Genomic DNA, 18,402 nt, shown 5'->3' with positions numbered 1-18,402 from the left:
CATCCTTTCTAGAAAATTCGGTATCCAGCGAATCGGTAAGCCAGTCGGTAGGAGATCACAATCAGGATCAAACTAATGACCGATTTGAACAGATTCACGGCGGTAGCGAAACTGAACTGCCCACTTAGCAGACCTTCTCTATACACAAACGTATCAATAATATCTCCTTGCTGGTAAATCAATGGACTATATAAGTTAAAGATCTGGTCAAAGTTGGCGTTAAGTACATTACCAAGTGCCAAGGTTGCGATTACGATCCCAATCGGAATAAGTGCCGGGATGGTAATATACATCGTTTGCTTCCAGCGTCCCGCCCCATCCACTTCAGCTGCTTCATACAGTGACGGGTTAATGCCAGACAATGCCGCGAGGAAGATGATCGTGTTGAATCCAAACTCTTTCCAGACATCACTCGCAATAATCGTAAACCGGAACCAGCTGCCATCCCCCAGGAAGAAGATTGGCTTAATGCCGAATACGGAGACCAGGAACTGATTGACAATACCCGTCTGGGCCAAAATGTCGATCAGAATGCCTGACAGTGTAACCCAAGACAAAAAGTGCGGCAAATATACGAGCGTTTGAATCGTTCTCTTCAGCGCCATCTTCCGTACCTCATTAAGTAATAAGGCGAAGACAAACGGAATAATTAGGTTCATAATGATCTTGGAACAGGCAAAAAACAGCGTATTCCACGTAATTTGCAGGAAATAATCATTTTCCCACATGTATCTGAAGTGCTTCAGTCCGACCCATTCGGAATCGAAAAAACCCAGTGCAGGTTTATAGTCTTGAAATGCCATCAAAATCCCGGACATCGGAATGTATGAAAAAATAAAGACCATAATGGCCGCCGGCAACACCATCAAGTGCAGAATCCATGGTTGTTTGTAGCGTTTTTTTGTTTTTCCGTTCGGCTTGCTCCCAATGTCCGCCTGAGGTACCCGGTTAGCTTCCATATTAGCCTCCATAGCGCGCTCCTGTTCCCAAAAAAAAGTTTTTGTGTGTAATGGGGATCTCTGCTATAAATAGTATCAGGCATTTCTCAGGTCTGACTATATAACATTGTTAGGCTTGATAGTGTTTTGTTAGGAACATCATCTGAAGAGGTTGTTTACACACGAATTTGAAGGAGACTTTTTATGAATACATGGAAGCGCTTTATATCATTTGGAAGAATGTCCAGATCCCGGTTTAGTCTGTTTGCCAAAATAAACTGTTTAATTGTGGTCCTGTTCATCCCCATTATTATCATGTATACCTACTCGAACAACGTCACTTATGATGTTGTAAGCAAAGAGCTACAGGTCTCTAATACGAAGCAGCTCACGTTTTTATCCAGTCAGATCGATTCCCGAATCAATCAGATGATGGATTTCAGTCTTATTCTCTCAAGAGATCCCAATGTCAGAGCATTTAATGGCTTGAACATATGGAATGATCGATATGACAAGATGCAGACCCGATATGTTATTCAAGAAAAACTGATGCTTCAATCAGGTGTTACCGATATATGGCCTACCCGATACGCTGTGCATTCACAGCAGAATCAAGATGTCATTGCCAACTATAATAGAACAACCGGGTATGATGAGGATTACCTGAAAAGAAATATGAGCGGACAATGGACATACGGTGATGGTGCTGAGTCCAAAGAGGATATGAAATCCTTTTACTGGTTCTTTACGGATTCCTTGGCCCAGCCGGGTATGTTGACGGGAAGCAATCTGGTGATTGAAGCCAGCTTCAGTTATGAGAACATTCAGAACATGCTGGATACGTATAAGGAAGGTGGGCAAGGTGATCCCTTCTTTTATCACAAAGGAAATTCACCCATTCTGAACCGCAGTGCAGACAAGCAGCTATCCGAAGAACTCATTCGTTATCTGGATGAACACTCGACCGAGGATACCACACAGGATGTCGTCAAGCTGAACGGGAAAAAGTATCTGGTTAGCTCGGTGAAATCCTCCTATCTGGATTGGCATTTGGTCGACGTGGTACCCCTCTATCAGATTCTACAGCCGATCTCACTCAGTCGGAACTTGTTCTATCTCTTTATGATTCTGCTATTTGTGGTGGGCATTTCCGCTTCGATTCTGTTATATAGAAACATTCAATATCCGATCAAAAAGCTGATCCAGGGCTTACGCCGCGTGCAGCGCGGAGATTATTCCGTACGTTTGCATAGCAAGGATCAGAATGAATTCTCGTTTTTGTTCCATCGATTCAATGATATGTCACATCAGATTCAAGACCTGATCGAGAACGTGTTCCAGGAAAAAATCAGGGCTAAGGAAGCTACGCTGAAACAGCTACAGGCGCAGATCAATCCTCATTTTCTATATAACTGTCTTGGCTATATCATCAACATGGCCCAGATGAAGGACGAGCAAGCCGTCGTCTCTATGGCGCATAACCTCAGTGCCTACTATCGTTATACGACACGAGTGGAGCGGGAGACATCTTCTCTAAAAGAAGAAATCAATCTGCTGGTCAACTATTTGGATATCCAGAAGCTGCGTAATGGCAGAATTGAATATCACATCGACATCCCTGAGGATATGCTTGCCCAATCCGTACCACGATTAATGCTGCAACCGATTGTGGAGAATTCCGTCATTCACGGTGTAGCGAAGTCTTATTCATCCGGTGAAATTCGAATTACTGGCGAGAGCTCGAACGGGTTCTGCAAAATTTACATCGATGACGATGGACCCGGCTTAAGCCCGGATCAGTTGGAGGCGTTGAATCTGAAAATGCAGCAGCCGCTGCAGGAGGAAATGGGCTGTGGCCTGTGGAACACGAATCAGCGAATCATGCACCTATTCGGCAATCAATCCTACCTTCTATTCGGCCCATCCCCACTCGGCGGATTCCGAACCGAAATGATCTGGGAGATCCCGAAAGAGGATACGGAGCGTGGAGATACTTGTAAGAGTTAAAGTTATACAAACCATAAATTGACGAATTAATTTTGAACAAGATCACGTACACGATAACGCAGAGGACAGAAAAAACCTGAAGAAACGGAGTGCTCGGAAGTGCTAGCCTATCCAGCCTTTCTTAAAAGAATGCTGGATAGGGGCATAGGCTTCGCCTTTATTACAATTCCACCTTTATATAAAGGCCTTGTTTAAAATAAATGGTTAGAGTACATGTGAACCAAGCGAAGGATTGAAGGGATTCTGTAGAAACGAAGTGTTCGCCTTTCAAGCACCATTTTAACCTTATAATCTTCTAATTCAGAAAATGGGGCTTGAACAGCGATCGAAAGAACCCTTCAAATCCGTAGCGACTTTGTTCAATTCACGTATCCTTTGATTTTAATTATTGGCCTTATATACCAACCACCAAGGGAGACAAACATCATGCAAATGATCATCGTAGACGATGAAGCACACTGGGTAGATAACCTGTCCATGACCAAACCGTGGCATACGCTGGGGATCGAACAGGTGCATAAAGCATACTCGGCACACGAAGCACTTCAACTAATTGATACCCACCCTATAGATATTGTGATCTCGGATATTCAAATGCCTGAAATGACAGGAATTGAGCTGATCGAACGAATCAGAGTCCGTGACAAAAAAATAAAGTGTATTCTTTTATCCGGACATTCCGAATTCGATTATGCCAAAAAAGCCATCCAGTTCGAGGCCGTCGATTACTTGCTGAAGCCGCCGACAGACGATGAATTAATGGGTGCCGTTCAGAAGGCCATCGATCAATTAAACACCGAATGGGAACTCGTAAGCTCACTAAAACGAACCCAGTTTACCCTTCGAGAGAACCTACCGCATTTGCGGGGTCGACTGCTCCTTGAAGCCTTGCAGGGACATCGAATTGCCTCCAGCGAGTGGGCACGGAAACTTGCGAATTACGATCTGCCCTTCCACGCCGGGGATTGCGCATTAATGCTTGTACGTATGGAAGAAGAATTCGGGAAATATGACAACAACGATCAAACCTTGCTTGAATATGCGGTCATCAATATGGCGGAAGAAATTATGGGTGAGTTTATGGAAGTGTGGGGCGTGAAGGAGGAGCATGGATATCTAGTGTTTTTGCTTCAACTGAAAGTGAACAACACCGACATTGGCAAAGAAACCATACTGGAGAAGCTTTCGGTACAACTTCAGTCCAAGGTTAAGCAGTTTCTGAAGGGTTCCCTCTCCATCGTCATCACCGAATGGTTTGCGTTTCCAGATCAGCTATATGATCGTTTTCGGCAGGCCTCCGCTTATTTCCGGCAAATTGTCGGGGACGAGCGTGAATTCGTGATGAGGGTCAGTGATGTGGAGACTCCGTCGGCACAAGGCCCGCTGGATGTCCTTTATACCCCGCCCACTTTCATTCATCTGTTAGAAAGTGGTCAATGGGATGCGGCAGAAGAAAAAATACTAGCCGTCTGTGCGGAGCTGGATGAGAAATGGTCGGAGTCGTGGGAGCATTGTATGGAGGCTGGTTTTTTAATCACGGCTTCGTTCACCAATCTCGCACACCGAAACAAGCTGACTTTGGCCAATTTAATGGGTGACGATATCGAGTGGTTGCAGAGCGGAGAAGCTTTCACCACCATCAGTAAACTGCGCAAATGGTCGCTTAGTGTACTCAGCAAACTCAAGGAAGGCACGTCCAACGAGATCAAGGACATCCGTTCAGAATATGTGAAGAAGATTCAGGATTTTACAGATAAAAACCTGCATCTGGATGTTTCTTTGCGTGTACTGGCCGATCATGTTAATCTGCATCCGACCCATTTGTCCAAGATCTATAAGATCGAAACGGGTGAAGGCATCAGTGATTATATCTCGCGCCTACGCATGGATCGGGCCTGTCACAAGCTCGTTACGACCACCAAAAAAGTATATGAAATCAGCATGGAGATTGGATATATGGACCCGGCTTATTTTATCAAAGTGTTCAAGCGCCAGTTTGGCGTCACGCCGCAAGAATATAGAGACCAGAATAAATAACATAATAGAGTCCTATCGAAACTAACAAACTCATATAGATGCCCTCCCGCCCAAATTGGTACAGTTACACTTGTAAAGATCATACATCGTAGGGGGATTGAACAATGATCAAATTCAAAACATGGTGGTCACTGCTCATGGTTATCGCACTCATCACGATCACTGCATGCGGCAGTGGCGAGACAGCCAAAGAGAATGGTACCAAAGATGATACACCGGCGACCGTCGGTTCAGCTGAAGCAGAAGCTGCTTTTGCCAAAGGAAAATACGACCCACCCATCGAATTCAGTTCGGTATTAATGCCGAAGAAATACGTGCAAGGGGATACCAAAGAAAATAACGTGCACGATCGCTGGATGCTGGAAACGCTGGGTATGAAGCATAAAGATACCTGGTATCCGGCCAATGACGATCAATACAGACAAAAGCTGCAACTGGCAATTGCCTCTGGCGAGAAGCTGCCTGATTTCGTGTCCGTACCGACCAATGCGGTATTGACCAATCAGCTGATCGACTCCGGTCAATTCATCGCCATTGATGAGTTGTTCGACAAGTACGCGAGTCAGACCCTGAAAGATCACGCAGCAGCACATCCTGAACTGTGGTATCCGTTCACTAAGGACGGTAAGAAATACAATATGCCTATCATGGAGTATACTGATAACGATGACACATTGCTGTGGCTTAGAGAAGATTGGATGGAGAAGCTGAACCTGGAAGCTCCGAAGACCATTGCAGATCTTGAGAACATCATGGACAAATTCAAGAACGAAAACCCGGACGGTCTGTCTCCAGACAAAGTATTCCCGCTGGCGATCTCGCTGAAAAATAACACCAACACCTGGATGGGGCAGCTCGACTGGTTGTTCGGTGCATATGGCACAATCGAGGAGCAATGGAACAAAGACGCAAACGGCAATCTGGAGTACGGCTCCGTTAACCCGGGTGCGAAACAAGCACTTGCCAAGCTGGCTGAGTGGATGAACAAAGGTTATATCCACGCCGACTCCGCCCTGTGGGACGAAGGCAAATCCGCTGAGAGCTGGACCGCCGGCAAAGCGGGCATTCTGCCTGGCGCAAACTGGGTACCCGACTGGCCTGCACCTGACCTGCTGAAGAACGTACCTGGCTCAAAATATAAAGCTTACCCTGTTCCGGCTGGCCCAGACGGCAAGATCGGTACGAAGTGGCAGAACTCTGGTGTCAACGCAAGTATCATGATCAACAAGGATGCGAAGCATCCAGAAGCCATCTTCCTGTACTACAACTACCTGCTCGATAACCTGGCTAACCCGGCTGCGGGCAGTGAGTATGAATATGGCTTCGCCAAAGGTTACGACTGGGATATCATTGACGGACAACCGTCCAGTGACAAAGAGAAGATCAAAGACTTCTCCAACGAATTCCCTTTCCTGACCGGCCCGGCTCGTATCCCGGATCTGTACATGAAAACACTCGTGAAGCTGGCCAACGGCGAGAAGCCTGAAACACCGTACGAGAAACAAATGGCCGAATTCCGTAAACCGGAAAACTGGTATGCAGGTAAAGTCGTTATGTCGCAAATCGACATTCGTAAACAAAACTATTTCACTGGCGCAGCCACACCAACCATGGTATCCAAATGGAACCTGCTCCGCCAGTCCGAGATGGAAACCTTCAACAAAATCATCTACGGCCAACTGCCAGTTGATGCCTTTGACCAATTCGTCACCAACTGGAAGGCCAATGGCGGAGATCAGATCACACAAGAAGTGAATGACTGGTTTAAGTCTGTGAGTGGGAAGTAAGAATTTTATGTTGTGAAAAGTAAAGCATTAAAACCCGAGCCGAAGCGAGTAATTCACGCTTCGGCTCGGGTTTTTAAGTGAAGATCGGGGTCGCTTCCCCTGATTTTGGGTTCGCGTTAGTGGATTAAGCCTTCGTATTGCCCTCCTCCGGCATCGATTGACCTAGCAAGGAAACTGTCAACTCAATCCCATCCCTCAGCCCTTGCATGTACAACCGTTCATTCTCTATGCCTTTGCTGACAATATAACGATTCTCCCACTCGGCATATTCCGCTGTCTGTTCGGTATCCTTGCCAGCAAACAACGCTTCAAATGCTTCATCTGTTTCCTCACGTACACGACTCAGTTTAGAATCATGCTCGATCTGGGCAGACACCTCATCTAGCCTCGCCTGAATTGCTTGTTCCAACCACGGCGGAAAATTCATTGCTTCTCCTCCCCTACGCATTATGTACCTCACTCATCATCGTACAACTCGGTTATGTCTCGCCTTCATTTCACCCACTTGGGCCACCAGTTCATCTACCCTTCGGCTCTGTTCCTGAACCTCGGGGTTATCCCACAACGGAATCGCTTGCTTCAAGGATGCCTCTCCAAGCTGATTAAGCTTGCGCCGTTCCTCTTCCAATAAGTCAAGCAACCGGCTCATACATCCACCTCTCTGATGGGTCTAAACTGCGCCATGTCTTGTTAATACTAGACATGAGTAACTTTTTTAATACGATTCGATGTTGTGTACCTGTTATTCTTGTCTCATCCGAATTGTAAGATAAAATAAGATCATTTTAATGCGGGGATCGAATTAAAATAAAAAAACACCGATATAAACCTTCGGTGTCAAAAATATTATTGGTTCCCGAATTGTAACTATCAGCAAAAGTAAAGGCATCAAAAAAAGAGAATTCCTGGCTAGATTGCAAACATTGGGGTTGGATATCAGTCAAACCAGTCTTTCGCAACTGGAGGGTCAATATCGTCTTGTTCAAGATTATGAAGTGGTGATGATTGCGAAGGCTTTGGAGGTTTCTGTCGGGTATTTACTTGGGGAAGAAAGTGAGTAAACACTATAAATATAAAAAAAATTAATTACATATACACCTACATTCTTCGTTTCATGTCATTAGATGTATTTCACCTAAATTGAGCATAAAAGCAATTTGCTCGGGATGAGAGATTGAACAAAAAATTTGTCCAAGTTAGTTGAAAAGAATATCTATATATCCTATGCCTAATTGATGCTGTAATAAATGAAGAGACCTTGCTTCTTCTTTCCTCTACTTACCACTTACCTTCATCTGCTTTCACCTATAATTAAGTGAAAGCAGATGAATATCTAGGACAGAAGTCTTGTTGGTAACGTCTTGTGATGAAAAGACCTTATCTCCTACAAAATCGAATAATTATCTTTTGTTATCAAAATGTACTCTCCATACGGATTTGACTTTATTTGCACTAGAGTTTTTTCAATGCATTGATTTAATAGTATTAATTTCGCATATCTACCGTAAAACAACGCCGACATAATTATTCTCTTTTTCTGTAGATAGGAAGAAAGATATTTTTCGAATTCAATCTCTGTGAATGCAATGTCCTCAGCTTTCTCAGTTTTAATATATTTAAATACATCTTGAATATTTGTGATTGGTGTGCTGTCTAAATATGATAATTTTGTACATATAAAATTTTTAAATATTTCACTCTGTGTTGAACTGAATAATAATGCTTCTACTTCAATCTTCTTATAAGTATTTTTTACTGTTATTGGAAAAGAAAATAATGAAATCATCAAAATAAGAAAACCTATGACTAAGAATAATGCATTAGACTCACTAACATCTAAATTATAATTGCTTAAAAACAGATATATATTACTTTCTGTCCCCGCACTACACCATGCTAAAAACCCACCCAGCAAAATTGTTAATAATATTACATTTCTTACACTTTTATGAAAATTTATATTAAAATCTTTTTGAAAAAACTCTTGATTTAATAGTAATTCATTCTTCTGTCTTTCATCTCTCATGATTTGCAATTCGCTCATAGTATATTCTCCTCTGTTACATTTAATTTATATCATTCCTTTTCTCACAACGTTCTCTGAACTTTTTCTTTGTATTACTGCTTCCATTCGTAGTTGAAACAAATTATTCATAACTTCATTTGCAAATCGTTTATGCTTATTTATTATTTGTTTTATTTCGTTTGGTCCCCATATTATTAAATTAAACTTATCTCGTATTTCATTTATAGACTTTTCCGCCTTCTTCAAAGATAGAGGCGTTACAGTGGCAGCTGATATTACCAAAAAACTCGTAATCTGCTTTCCAGTTTTGTTAGAGAACTTAATTAATTGATCTTGAAAAAAATTCAATCGCATTGTACGGCGGTTCAAGTCATATTTAATTTCAATTAAAACTGGTCCTTGTATCTTATCAAATCCTGTTTCTGAATATGCATCACCAAAGTTAATTGATTCCGTTGTTAATTAAAAACATTTATTTTGATCTTCAATATGGTGTTTAAGCATTTTCAGTATGAAAGTTTCGAATTCATAGAATCTTTTAGGTCCTAACATACCATCGTTCATAAACAAGTCTTCAATATCCATAATACTCACCTCATCAATTATAGTATTTCGCCTAACATTTCTGTATTCATGGACCCCGAAGGGGTTGTCTGCCGAAATGCCTCTTCGAAATCCATCTAACAGACCAAGGCTCCAGAGGAGCCGCTGCTTGAATATTATGTTATACGACGGAATTTCTTCTTGAATTTGGTGACTCTATCTGTATTCATGTAAAAAATTTATTTATTCTCATCGAAATTAAAAATCATTGTAAAGATAAGCTGTTTAATGGTATCTCATGTTTAAGTTATCTTCAATCCAACTTACTAAGACTTTTCGTAAACTTTTTTTAGCTTGGCGATTTTTCCGAATAAGGTTAGTGTATAAACTATCCATTGATCTATTGAAATTCACCTCATATTCAAGAAAAGCAAATTCCCCTGAATGAAAATGTCCTGATCTAACATTTCCATAGAGATAGTCAAGAAATTTTAAATCTACATCTTCACCTAAATATTTTCTGCAAATCTCAGAAAAACTCATCTTTTCACTTTTTCCTAGAGCTTCAACAGAAGCTACCATATAAGATATAGCTGAGGTTTCATTAAATTGCTCAATATTCTTAGCAAGTGCGTAAATACGAGATGCGTTTCTAAAAAATTCGTATTTATTCACATTTTTCTCTTCAAGCTGTTTGATCTCACGAAAGTATTCTCTAATCTTCCTTGGAACTTTAATAGAGTTATACGGATTATGGATCTCTGCAAATGAACCTTCTAAATATTCATTTTTCATTGTAGATTTTTTCTTTATTTCTCTATTTTTGAATTTATCTTCTAAAAAAGCATCACTATCTAGTTGATAAGTAACCTTCGCCTTCGCCTTCGTTTCCTCAGCAAGCAAATAAATCGGACCATAATCATATCCAGGTTTATCTTCAGGAGTAATGCCATAAAAATTATCTTTTATGTATAAGCCTAGCTCTTTATCATATGCACCTGTACGATAACGGGAAGCTTGTAATCTCCCAAAATTGTCTTTCATTAAAAAATTCATATATTTTGACCTTAAATCTTGAAATCCAACGTCTATAAGTAGAGACAGAAAAGCTGTAAAATCTGAAACAATGTTGTATGCCATACTTCTAGCTTGATCTAAGTTAACTGCTCTGACTTCCACATCAAATACAATAATATGTTCTGAGAATGATTCATCTTTCTCAAAATCCATTAAAGGAAACATCTGAATCTTATTCCCCCAGTTTATTGTATAAACACCTTTTATAGTCGTTTTGTTAAAGATACACTTATATACTCGAACAGTATATTTACTTGAGTTTTCTTTATATACACTATTCAATAGTTTAATTTGTATATTTTTATAAATATACAATTCCAAATCATTTTCATTTATCTGATGATGGGCGACAGAGACCTTCATGCTTTTAAAAATGTCCTTCGTAAAGTTAAACTCCAAAACTAAATTTAGATCTTCGAAAGTTCTGATTTGATCTTTATATATACAAGTTACAACAGTTTCATCGTTCACCTCTTTCGTAATGATTTGAGCGTTCTTGTTCTTTAAAATTTCAGAAAGCTCAGCGATTAAAACATCAATATTTTGGTCAAAATCTAAACCAACAGCTAATTCTACCATTTTGGTATCTTTATTCATTTCATTCATATTTGTTCACACCTACTTTTTAGATTTAATCTTACGATCTTAGGTTCTATAAGACTCAAACTTAATCCTTTCTTCTATCTTTGATTCTGTCGTATAACGTTCCAGTATTCACGACCCGACGTATGTCGGGTGTCCGGCGAATGCCGGACCCAGGACTTATGCCCGCAGCGTGAATATTATGTTATATGTTGTGGCCGCATCATTGAGTTACCAATAAATCTTTAAATTCTTCGTCAGTAATTTCTTTGTCTTCATATTCATAATCATCTATGACCTTAAACCAGTTCGCTTCATTTTCAAGTCTATGTTTATGACCAACTAAAGCACAGTTAGGCAAGATAATTTTCTTAACAAAAGGTAATTCTTCTGCTTCTTTGCTTATATAAAATGCTCCTGGTATCGAATTTATAAACCAAGGCCTTAAAACTGGTCCTCCTACACCAAATTGTAGTTCAATAATTGCTTTCAATATGTCGATAGCCGACTGTGCATATTCTTTATCCTGCACATCTGTATCTGGATTAAAATGAATAGAATAGTTCCTTAATTTTTTCAGTTCATTAAACTTTTCTACTACCTCCGGAAGCAAAACTCCCCAGTCATTTAAAGGAGTTATCATCTTATCCCAATTATCAAATGCCTTCTTTGAATACACATTTTTGTAATGTTCTGTATTCTTATACTCATCTCTTAATAAAAGAACCAAATGATTAAGTATCCGTTCGCCTAATGAACAAGCGGCAGTAAGAGCGGGATAGTAAGAACCAATTATGAAAGATCTCTTATTTGCTTGAAAAATTTATTGTGGAAAGCAATGATCGAGAATGGTAATAATCCAAAAGAAGAGAAATTATTTAATTTACTATCGTAATTCTCTACACCATAAGTATGTATAATGCCTTCATAAATAAATTGTTTATTCTTTTTCCAACGTAATTTAGCTTCTTCTTCCCAATCCTCATTGATTTCTGTATTTAAAAGCGTTGATCGAGAATCAAAAGAAAAATTCAATACTCTATATCTTTTCATAAATTTTCTCCTTTGAGCATCATTCAAGATATATTTTTGGCCATTACATATAACGTTGTTGTATTCATGAACCCCGAAGGGGTTGTCTGCTGAAATGCCTCTCCGAAATCCTTTTCACAGACCTAGGCTCCAAAGGAGCCGCAGCTTGAATATTATGTTATGCGTTGTTACTGCCATCTTTGAACTCCTTACAATTACCCTCTTTCTTATATGTCTTTCCATTTCTCTCTTCTTATTAGGTTTTCGATTTGGGATGCATGGTGTTTGTTGTGCCAAATAAACCTTTGTATAGCTGTCTCTAATGTAATTATTCCTAATACTTCGGTTTGTATAGTCCGTTTATACTCTTCTATACTAAGTTCTTTCAGCAACACTAAAAAGCGATGATGCAATATTTCAATAAGTGATAGCGAATTCTCTACGGGCAACTTCTTGTAATCAATTAATTCTCCCCACGAATCTTCTCGATATGTGTTTGCTAATGGATTATTTTCAGTTAATCCTCTTTTAAATCTCAGGTACGCATTCATATCATTATCAGCTAAGTGATGTATGACCTGCTTTACTGTCCAACCGTTCGGCCGATACGGAGTCTCCAATTGGTATTGTTCGAGACCAACCAGCAATGCATTTAATCGCTTAATTAGTTCAGGAATTTGTTTAATAAGATTTATTATTTCATCATTTGAAAGATTGTTTTTGGGTTGAAATTGACCAATCGGATATTTGATTTGATCCATTGTATTTCTCCTTTCTTCTTTAGAATTGCAATAATTACGCATAACGTTGTTGTATTCATGACGTCCGACCCAGTCGGATGTGTCCGGCAGCTTCCGCTTCCCCGAGATCCCTCTTCCGGACCAAGGGCGCATGCCCAATGGGTGAATATTATGTTATGTGTTGTTGGGGCCATCTTGAATAACCTTCATTCTATAATTCTCTTAAAGAAAGCAGATGCTTCTTATCAAAAAACAAAATATTCGCTTTCATATAGTTATCAATATCACTCTTTATTATTTGAATAGCATTTTCACTTATAACACCCGAAAAGATTACTAGCATTTTCGAAATATAAATTTCCTTACCATAAAAATCATTATAGGGTACTTTGAAAGCCATTTTAATTTGATTTGTTATCTCGAAAATACTTCCTTTAGCATTACCTGAAAGATCCCCAGCTTTCACTTGAACCGCAAAATATTCTCTATCCCCAAAAATATTTACAATTTCAAGTATATAATCCTTCCCAAATTCTTTATTCCCATGATTATACTTTACTTTGTCAAAACCTAACGATTTAAAGTAACGAGTTAGAAAAACATCACAAAAAAGCTTTTCATCTTTTTCAAATTCTTTATCCCAAATAATTGAGTTTAGACTATTCTCTGTTATCCGAATTATATCCTTGCATCGTTTAGTTAAATGTAAATATGCTTCAAAAAAGTTTGGAAATTCTTCCACACTAACAGTCATTGTAAGAAAAAAGGCTCTCGCAATTTCATTATCACTATCATCATAGTTATTTACAAACATATTATCAGATTGATCCACAACCGCTTTCATTCTAGATACAAATTTTCTAAACGACCAATCTTTATAATATCCCAAATCGTCGCCTAATTTTATGAATTCGAATAAGAGAATATCATCAAATCTATTTATCTGAAGGGAAACAAAAAAATCATCTTCATAATTCAATTCGTACATTGAACCATCTTCAAACTCATGAAAATCAAGATCGTGATAATCACCAGGGATAAAGTAAAAAGGAAACGAATCGAATTCACTGTACTTTCTTTCACTAAGTTCTTGTATAAAGCTTTTCATATTTCCTCCTGAGATAAACTGATTTATATTCCTTGCTCCAATTGCACATAACGTTTCCGTGTTCACGACGTACCACACCCTAAAGGAACGAAGTGACTGGCAGCGATGAGGTTGGGTGGTGCGGATGTGTCGTTTGCGTCTACTTCTCCGAAATACCTCTGGCGACCGAGGGGCGTATGCCCCGATGCATGAACATTTTGTTATGTGATGTCACAGTCCTCCTCGATAAACTTACATAAATCTATTCATTCCATATTCTTATTACTTCTTTTAATTCTAAGTCTTCAAATTGCATTTTATAGATATCCGGTTTCTTTAATTGATCTAAGAAATCTAAGCCATAATTTGAATCAAAATGATTCATCATCAAAGTCATTACAAGACCGTGTGTCCCAATAACAATTTTCTTCCCTTTGTGCTCTTTTAATATGGTTTTGAGCACTGCAATTGACCTTTTCTGACAATCTAAATTAGATTCGCCACTTGGTAAGGCATATTCAGGTTTGTGGAAATTATTTCTGATTTCAGACATTAAATCAATAATATAATCCGAAGCAAAATGACGTTCTCTTAGATCTTCAAATGTTTCTATCTCTACGTTTAAATGCTGAGCCAATCCCTCAACACTCAGTACTGCTCGAGAATATGGACTTGAAATTATGATGTCTATTCCTTCACCAACAAGTAACTTCGTTACTTTTTCACCATCCACCTTACCCTTTGCGGTAAGGCCTCTTGTTCTTTCATCTCCTTCATCATATGGTGATTCGGCATGCCTAACCATATAGATAATGGTTTCCATACAGACCTCCTTGAGTCGCTCTGATAAATAGTTTACTGTGATTTCACATAACGTTCCTGTATTCACGACCTCAGCCTATGCTGAGGTGTCCGGCGTATGCCGGACCAAGGACGAATGTCCGCAGCGTGAATATTATGTTAGCTGATGTTGCTTGCTTTATTAAATTACTCAAGATTTAAATTATAAATTTCATTATTTAAAAGCCATGATATAGGATAATTCAAATCTAGTTCTTCAAAAAATACTTCTGTAAGCTTCATGGAAGAATGTATACCCCATTTGATAAACTCGTAACTCAAACATTTATCAGGAAAAAATGGATCAGGCGAATTAGCAAAAGGATTTAAACCAAATTTATGTTTCAGTTTCTTTTCTAAAGCTTGCTCAGTTATTTTTTCTGGAAATTCCGATTCAGTTGTAACCCATTCTGGCTCATAGTGAGTAATTGCATTTCTAACTTGAATTAATAAATATACATCTTGATAAGGGCTAACTCCCTTTTTAAAAAGATTTTTATCAGCTAATGTAAGAGCGATTTGATATTTGTCTAAAATACTGTATTTAGCTGTCTTTGGTATACCTAGTTCCCACATTGAGTTAATTAATTCTCTTTTCTTCGGTTTCAATCTCTTATTGTTATTATGATTCTCATCTTTTATGTTGGAGAAAAATTCATTTATTGTAGCTTCTAAATAACCAACTGTACACAATAGTGCGCCTGTAACATAAGATTCATATTGAATTCGAGCAACTACATCACTACTGTTGTTTTTATTTTTCTCCACTTGTAAAGCATTCCTTGCCAAAAATACTGCAGACTGTATATGGTTAAAAGAAAAATTCGTTTTTAGCGTAATTTCATAGTTATCAGTCATTTTTATCTCCTTTAGTTTAAATGTACTAGGCAATTTTAGCTAACGTTCCCGTATTCACGAACCCGAGAGGCTTAAGGTGCGTCAGCACCGGGTGGCTCTGCCACTTAGCCTCGCAGAGGTTGTCTGCCTGAATCACTACCCCGAATTTCACCTGGCAGACCAAGGGCCGTTAGGCCCGCAGCGTGAATATAATGTTATAGGATGTCAGCGCCTTCTTCGAATTAACTTATGCTTCGTTTAAATTGTGTAACCAGGTTTCTAAAACAGAAACCATTTCTTCATATTCTTTCAGTGCATTTATAGTTCCTGTTACATGTTTTGTTCCCATTTCCTGCTCACTTTCGTCTGCGCAATCAATCTGCAATGAACGTTTTAGACTATATTCCAACCAGTCTAACTTACTCAAATAGCCAAGTTCTAGAACAGTTCTCCAATCAGCATCTATACTTCCATAACATTCTTGATAACCGCAAACAAATGCATGAAATTTGTCTTTGTCAATTCCACTCGGTTCATTCATAGACCAGTAAACAGCGGTTTCAATCAAATCGTGTTTTGGGTTTATTTCTCCGGCTGACTCCCAATCAATTAAAATAGGACTTCCTTGTTTCCACATAACATTCTTAGGCTCTAAGTCTCTGTGGCTAAATACGCTATCCGCCGCCAACATCTTAGAAGACCTCTTGGCCTTTTCATTCCATAAAAATAACTGTTCAATGTTATTGGATAAGAGGTTTACCCAATCAGAATGAATTTCTTTCCCCATATTTAAATAGAAGTTCCAAATCAATTTGTTGAATCCCATTAGAAAGTTCATTGATGCTACTATTGCCAATCTGAGAGGAATCTGTTTTGTGAATTTCAGCAAGAATTGACCCTATCTTCTTACAATTAGCCTTAGTGATTTCATGAGATTTCAAACTATTCCCTTCTATCCAGTCAAAAATAATATAATATTGATTGTCAATGTTCTGTAAAAATCCCAAGTTATATATTTTCGCCGGTTGAGCGGGTATATAATTAGATACAATGCTAACGATTCTTTCCGATTTGATATAATTATTTAGCGCGGTTGGTCTTGCCATTATCTGGGGGTTTAGAGCTTTGACGGCATATTTACTCGTGGAAGTTTGGATTACAAACATCTTATGTAACAAACCACCTGAAATAGCTTCAGGGATTTTGATTAATTCGCCAAGTTCTAATGAGTTGCACAATGTTTCAAATTGCAAATTGTATTGATAATTCATTATTATAGGTCCTTTCTTTAGTTTTGCGCTGATTTCATATAACGTTTCTGTATTCATGAACCTCGTAGGGGTTGTCTGCTGAAACACCTCCTCGAAATCCATCTCGCAGACCAAGGCTCCATCAGGAGCCGCGGCTTGAATATTATGTTAACTGAAGTTGCTTACATTATTGAGTTACATATATATTAAAAATACCACCTTAAAATTTGACTTCCTTCTCATCAAATATATGCCCTTCTTTATAATATTCAATATTAATGCTTCTCTTCTTATAATTTACTTCATAATAAACTCCCAATGCATATCTACATACATGTTCTGGGAATGTATTTCCATCAAAAGACCAAACATCATCATAACTGTCTTTGGTCAAAGCAATTAGTCTGATTCTGTCACTTTCTTTCTCTTCTTTTGTTCTATCGGATTTCTTCATCTCTATCGCTATTAAATTGTCTTGGTTAATGTTATTTCCCCGGCTGTGAACAATAAGATCGCAATTTATCTTAACCCCAACATCCTTAGGTCCATAAATAGTTTTTACAATTGTTTTGATTTTACCATTTTTATTCCGATTATATTCCACGTCTACCTTGTATTCTGCAAATTCAGATTTTTTTATTATATTATTTATATGTAACATTAGCGCACCACAAAGTGTCCTCTCAGAAACTTTAGATATTAATAAGTCAAGATCACTTTCTAAAAAGTCTCTATTTGCATTCTCGAATATTTCAATAAGTCTTTTTATCAATGTGTGTGCCTCCGAATATTTCATTTTTGATTGTTTACAAGTAATTTCAGTTAACGTTCCTGTATTCACGATCCAGCATATGCTGGGTGTCCGGCGCATGCCGGGCCAAGGACGAATGTCCGCAGCGTGAATATTATGTTATGTGATGTCTGCTTCTTCTTCGAACTACTTAGACAGCTTGTTTGATTTCTTTGCCATGCTTTTAAACTCTTCATATTTCTCTTTAGCAGCTTTAATTTTACTTTCCACTACATAAGGAGCATCATCTGAAAAACTGGGTAGTTTCTCATTTATGTAATCGTATAATGATTTTTTCTCAGCAGTCGTCGGAATTATCGGCGCAACAGGTATAGGTAGTGGCTTATCTTCTACTTCTGTTCCTTCATGCAAATCAGCCATCCCAAAAGAAAGAAAATTATGAATAGCTCTTTTTCTATCTTCTTCTGTCTGTTTATAATTTCCGTCCGAATCTAAATGGAATCTATCAAATTCCACCATAAGTAGTTTATGCGGCTTCCTGTCTTTATTCCTGTAATATAAGATCACTTCAAGTACTTCCTCACCTGCTAATTGAGGAACAGATTTATGCTTATGATCTTTAGGTCGGGCGATCTTTATAACTTTGCCTGCACGAGATACAAATAAATATCTGCTTTGAATCATCTATCTCACTCTTTCTCTCTTATTTAAGCTGATTTCACATAACGTTCCTGTATTCACGACCTAGCAAATGCTAGGTGTCCGGCGAATGCCGGATCAAGGGCGTATGCCCGCAGCGTGAATATTATGTTATAGGATTGGGATGCCTTCTTCGTGTTGCATGATTGTAAATTATTTCTTTAAATAT

The 18,402-nt window shown here is 38.7% G+C and carries 19 protein-coding genes; 4 read left to right on the top strand and 15 right to left on the bottom strand.

Features of this window, described 5'->3' with window-relative positions; genetic code table 11:
- Window positions 1-8: 8 nt before the first annotated feature.
- The gene (locus tag ACDJ58_RS06575) at window positions 9-866 is read right to left on the bottom strand and encodes an ABC transporter permease (protein ID WP_413379527.1); all 858 of its coding nucleotides are present in this window, start codon (window positions 864-866) and stop codon (window positions 9-11) included.
- 276 nt (window positions 867-1,142) lie between these two features.
- Here ACDJ58_RS06575 and ACDJ58_RS06570 point away from each other — a divergent pair, with 276 nt between their 5' ends.
- The 3 genes from ACDJ58_RS06570 to ACDJ58_RS06560 all read left to right on the top strand — a co-directional run bounded on the left by ACDJ58_RS06570 (window position 1,143) and on the right by ACDJ58_RS06560 (window position 6,769).
- A complete protein-coding gene (locus tag ACDJ58_RS06570; protein ID WP_413376494.1) occupies window positions 1,143-2,945 on the top strand; it encodes a sensor histidine kinase in 1,803 nt (600 codons plus the stop codon).
- Between the two features lie 426 nt (window positions 2,946-3,371).
- Window positions 3,372-4,982: a response regulator transcription factor gene (locus ACDJ58_RS06565; protein ID WP_413376492.1), complete on the top strand. Its 1,611-nt coding sequence runs from the start codon at window positions 3,372-3,374 to the stop codon at window positions 4,980-4,982.
- A 104-nt stretch (window positions 4,983-5,086) separates the two neighbouring features.
- Window positions 5,087-6,769 (top strand): ABC transporter substrate-binding protein, encoded by a 1,683-nt coding sequence (locus ACDJ58_RS06560; RefSeq protein ID WP_413376490.1) that lies wholly within the window; start codon window positions 5,087-5,089, stop codon window positions 6,767-6,769.
- 124 nt (window positions 6,770-6,893) lie between these two features.
- Here the strand turns inward: ACDJ58_RS06560 and ACDJ58_RS06555 are convergent, their stop codons facing one another.
- A complete protein-coding gene (locus ACDJ58_RS06555) occupies window positions 6,894-7,196 on the bottom strand; it encodes a hypothetical protein (protein WP_413376488.1) in 303 nt (100 codons plus the stop codon).
- A 36-nt stretch (window positions 7,197-7,232) separates the two neighbouring features.
- On the bottom strand, window positions 7,233-7,418 hold the full coding sequence (locus tag ACDJ58_RS06550; protein ID WP_413376486.1) for an aspartyl-phosphate phosphatase Spo0E family protein: 186 nt from the start codon (window positions 7,416-7,418) through the stop codon (window positions 7,233-7,235).
- A gap of 265 nt (window positions 7,419-7,683) precedes the next feature.
- Here ACDJ58_RS06550 and ACDJ58_RS06545 point away from each other — a divergent pair, with 265 nt between their 5' ends.
- The gene (locus ACDJ58_RS06545) at window positions 7,684-7,830 is read left to right on the top strand and encodes a hypothetical protein (protein WP_413376484.1); all 147 of its coding nucleotides are present in this window, start codon (window positions 7,684-7,686) and stop codon (window positions 7,828-7,830) included.
- Window positions 7,831-8,153: 323 nt separating this feature from the next.
- Here ACDJ58_RS06545 and ACDJ58_RS06540 read toward each other — a convergent pair whose 3' ends face one another.
- From ACDJ58_RS06540 to ACDJ58_RS06485, 12 genes are all read right to left on the bottom strand, one after another.
- Window positions 8,154-8,813, bottom strand: coding sequence for a hypothetical protein (locus ACDJ58_RS06540; RefSeq protein WP_413376482.1), 660 nt, complete (start codon window positions 8,811-8,813; stop codon window positions 8,154-8,156).
- 810 nt (window positions 8,814-9,623) lie between these two features.
- On the bottom strand, window positions 9,624-11,021 hold the full coding sequence (locus tag ACDJ58_RS06535; protein WP_413376480.1) for a hypothetical protein: 1,398 nt from the start codon (window positions 11,019-11,021) through the stop codon (window positions 9,624-9,626).
- A 199-nt stretch (window positions 11,022-11,220) separates the two neighbouring features.
- A complete protein-coding gene (locus ACDJ58_RS06530; RefSeq protein WP_413376478.1) occupies window positions 11,221-11,727 on the bottom strand; it encodes a hypothetical protein in 507 nt (168 codons plus the stop codon).
- A 62-nt stretch (window positions 11,728-11,789) separates the two neighbouring features.
- Entirely contained in the window at window positions 11,790-12,050 is a 261-nt protein-coding gene (locus ACDJ58_RS06525; RefSeq protein WP_413376476.1) for a hypothetical protein, read from the bottom strand.
- 206 nt (window positions 12,051-12,256) lie between these two features.
- On the bottom strand, window positions 12,257-12,790 hold the full coding sequence (locus ACDJ58_RS06520; RefSeq protein WP_413376474.1) for a YfiT family bacillithiol transferase: 534 nt from the start codon (window positions 12,788-12,790) through the stop codon (window positions 12,257-12,259).
- Window positions 12,791-12,980: 190 nt separating this feature from the next.
- Window positions 12,981-13,943: a hypothetical protein gene (locus ACDJ58_RS06515; protein ID WP_413376472.1), complete on the bottom strand. Its 963-nt coding sequence runs from the start codon at window positions 13,941-13,943 to the stop codon at window positions 12,981-12,983.
- A gap of 175 nt (window positions 13,944-14,118) precedes the next feature.
- Window positions 14,119-14,679 carry a histidine phosphatase family protein gene (locus tag ACDJ58_RS06510; RefSeq protein WP_413376470.1) on the bottom strand — a complete coding sequence of 187 codons (561 nt, stop codon included), beginning with the start codon at window positions 14,677-14,679 and terminating at the stop codon, window positions 14,119-14,121.
- 164 nt (window positions 14,680-14,843) lie between these two features.
- Window positions 14,844-15,554, bottom strand: coding sequence for a hypothetical protein (locus ACDJ58_RS06505; protein WP_413376468.1), 711 nt, complete (start codon window positions 15,552-15,554; stop codon window positions 14,844-14,846).
- Window positions 15,555-15,780: 226 nt separating this feature from the next.
- Window positions 15,781-16,224 (bottom strand): phosphotransferase, encoded by a 444-nt coding sequence (locus ACDJ58_RS06500; protein ID WP_413376466.1) that lies wholly within the window; start codon window positions 16,222-16,224, stop codon window positions 15,781-15,783.
- Window positions 16,225-16,297: 73 nt separating this feature from the next.
- Entirely contained in the window at window positions 16,298-16,861 is a 564-nt protein-coding gene (locus ACDJ58_RS06495; protein WP_413376464.1) for a hypothetical protein, read from the bottom strand.
- Between the two features lie 142 nt (window positions 16,862-17,003).
- Entirely contained in the window at window positions 17,004-17,555 is a 552-nt protein-coding gene (locus tag ACDJ58_RS06490; protein WP_413376462.1) for a hypothetical protein, read from the bottom strand.
- A 165-nt stretch (window positions 17,556-17,720) separates the two neighbouring features.
- A complete protein-coding gene (locus ACDJ58_RS06485; protein WP_413376460.1) occupies window positions 17,721-18,218 on the bottom strand; it encodes a hypothetical protein in 498 nt (165 codons plus the stop codon).
- Between the last annotated feature and the right edge of the window lie 184 nt (window positions 18,219-18,402).

Origin of the sequence: Paenibacillus taichungensis (assembly GCF_047302525.1) — a bacterium.
Taxonomy (GTDB): domain Bacteria; phylum Bacillota; class Bacilli; order Paenibacillales; family Paenibacillaceae; genus Paenibacillus; species Paenibacillus taichungensis_B.
Note: the sequence above shows the minus strand (reverse complement) of the source record. Positions and strands in the feature narration are given on the sequence as shown.

Bases quoted from the DNA above. Each gene is read 5' to 3' on its own strand.
- ACDJ58_RS06575 (WP_413379527.1), bottom strand. From the start codon at position 866: ATGGTGTTGCCGGCGGCCATTATGGTCTTTATTTTTTCATACATTCCG.
- ACDJ58_RS06570 (WP_413376494.1), top strand. From the start codon at position 1,143: ATGAATACATGGAAGCGCTTTATATCATTTGGAAGAATGTCCAGATCC.
- ACDJ58_RS06565 (WP_413376492.1), top strand. From the start codon at position 3,372: ATGCAAATGATCATCGTAGACGATGAAGCACACTGGGTAGATAACCTG.
- ACDJ58_RS06560 (WP_413376490.1), top strand. From the start codon at position 5,087: ATGATCAAATTCAAAACATGGTGGTCACTGCTCATGGTTATCGCACTC.
- ACDJ58_RS06555 (WP_413376488.1), bottom strand. From the start codon at position 7,196: ATGAATTTTCCGCCGTGGTTGGAACAAGCAATTCAGGCGAGGCTAGAT.
- ACDJ58_RS06550 (WP_413376486.1), bottom strand. From the start codon at position 7,418: ATGAGCCGGTTGCTTGACTTATTGGAAGAGGAACGGCGCAAGCTTAAT.
- ACDJ58_RS06540 (WP_413376482.1), bottom strand. From the start codon at position 8,813: ATGAGCGAATTGCAAATCATGAGAGATGAAAGACAGAAGAATGAATTA.
- ACDJ58_RS06535 (WP_413376480.1), bottom strand. From the start codon at position 11,021: ATGAATGAAATGAATAAAGATACCAAAATGGTAGAATTAGCTGTTGGT.
- ACDJ58_RS06525 (WP_413376476.1), bottom strand. From the start codon at position 12,050: ATGAAAAGATATAGAGTATTGAATTTTTCTTTTGATTCTCGATCAACG.
- ACDJ58_RS06520 (WP_413376474.1), bottom strand. From the start codon at position 12,790: ATGGATCAAATCAAATATCCGATTGGTCAATTTCAACCCAAAAACAAT.
- ACDJ58_RS06510 (WP_413376470.1), bottom strand. From the start codon at position 14,679: ATGGAAACCATTATCTATATGGTTAGGCATGCCGAATCACCATATGAT.
- ACDJ58_RS06505 (WP_413376468.1), bottom strand. From the start codon at position 15,554: ATGACTGATAACTATGAAATTACGCTAAAAACGAATTTTTCTTTTAAC.
- ACDJ58_RS06500 (WP_413376466.1), bottom strand. From the start codon at position 16,224: ATGTTGGCGGCGGATAGCGTATTTAGCCACAGAGACTTAGAGCCTAAG.
- ACDJ58_RS06495 (WP_413376464.1), bottom strand. From the start codon at position 16,861: ATGAATACAGAAACGTTATATGAAATCAGCGCAAAACTAAAGAAAGGA.
- ACDJ58_RS06485 (WP_413376460.1), bottom strand. From the start codon at position 18,218: ATGATTCAAAGCAGATATTTATTTGTATCTCGTGCAGGCAAAGTTATA.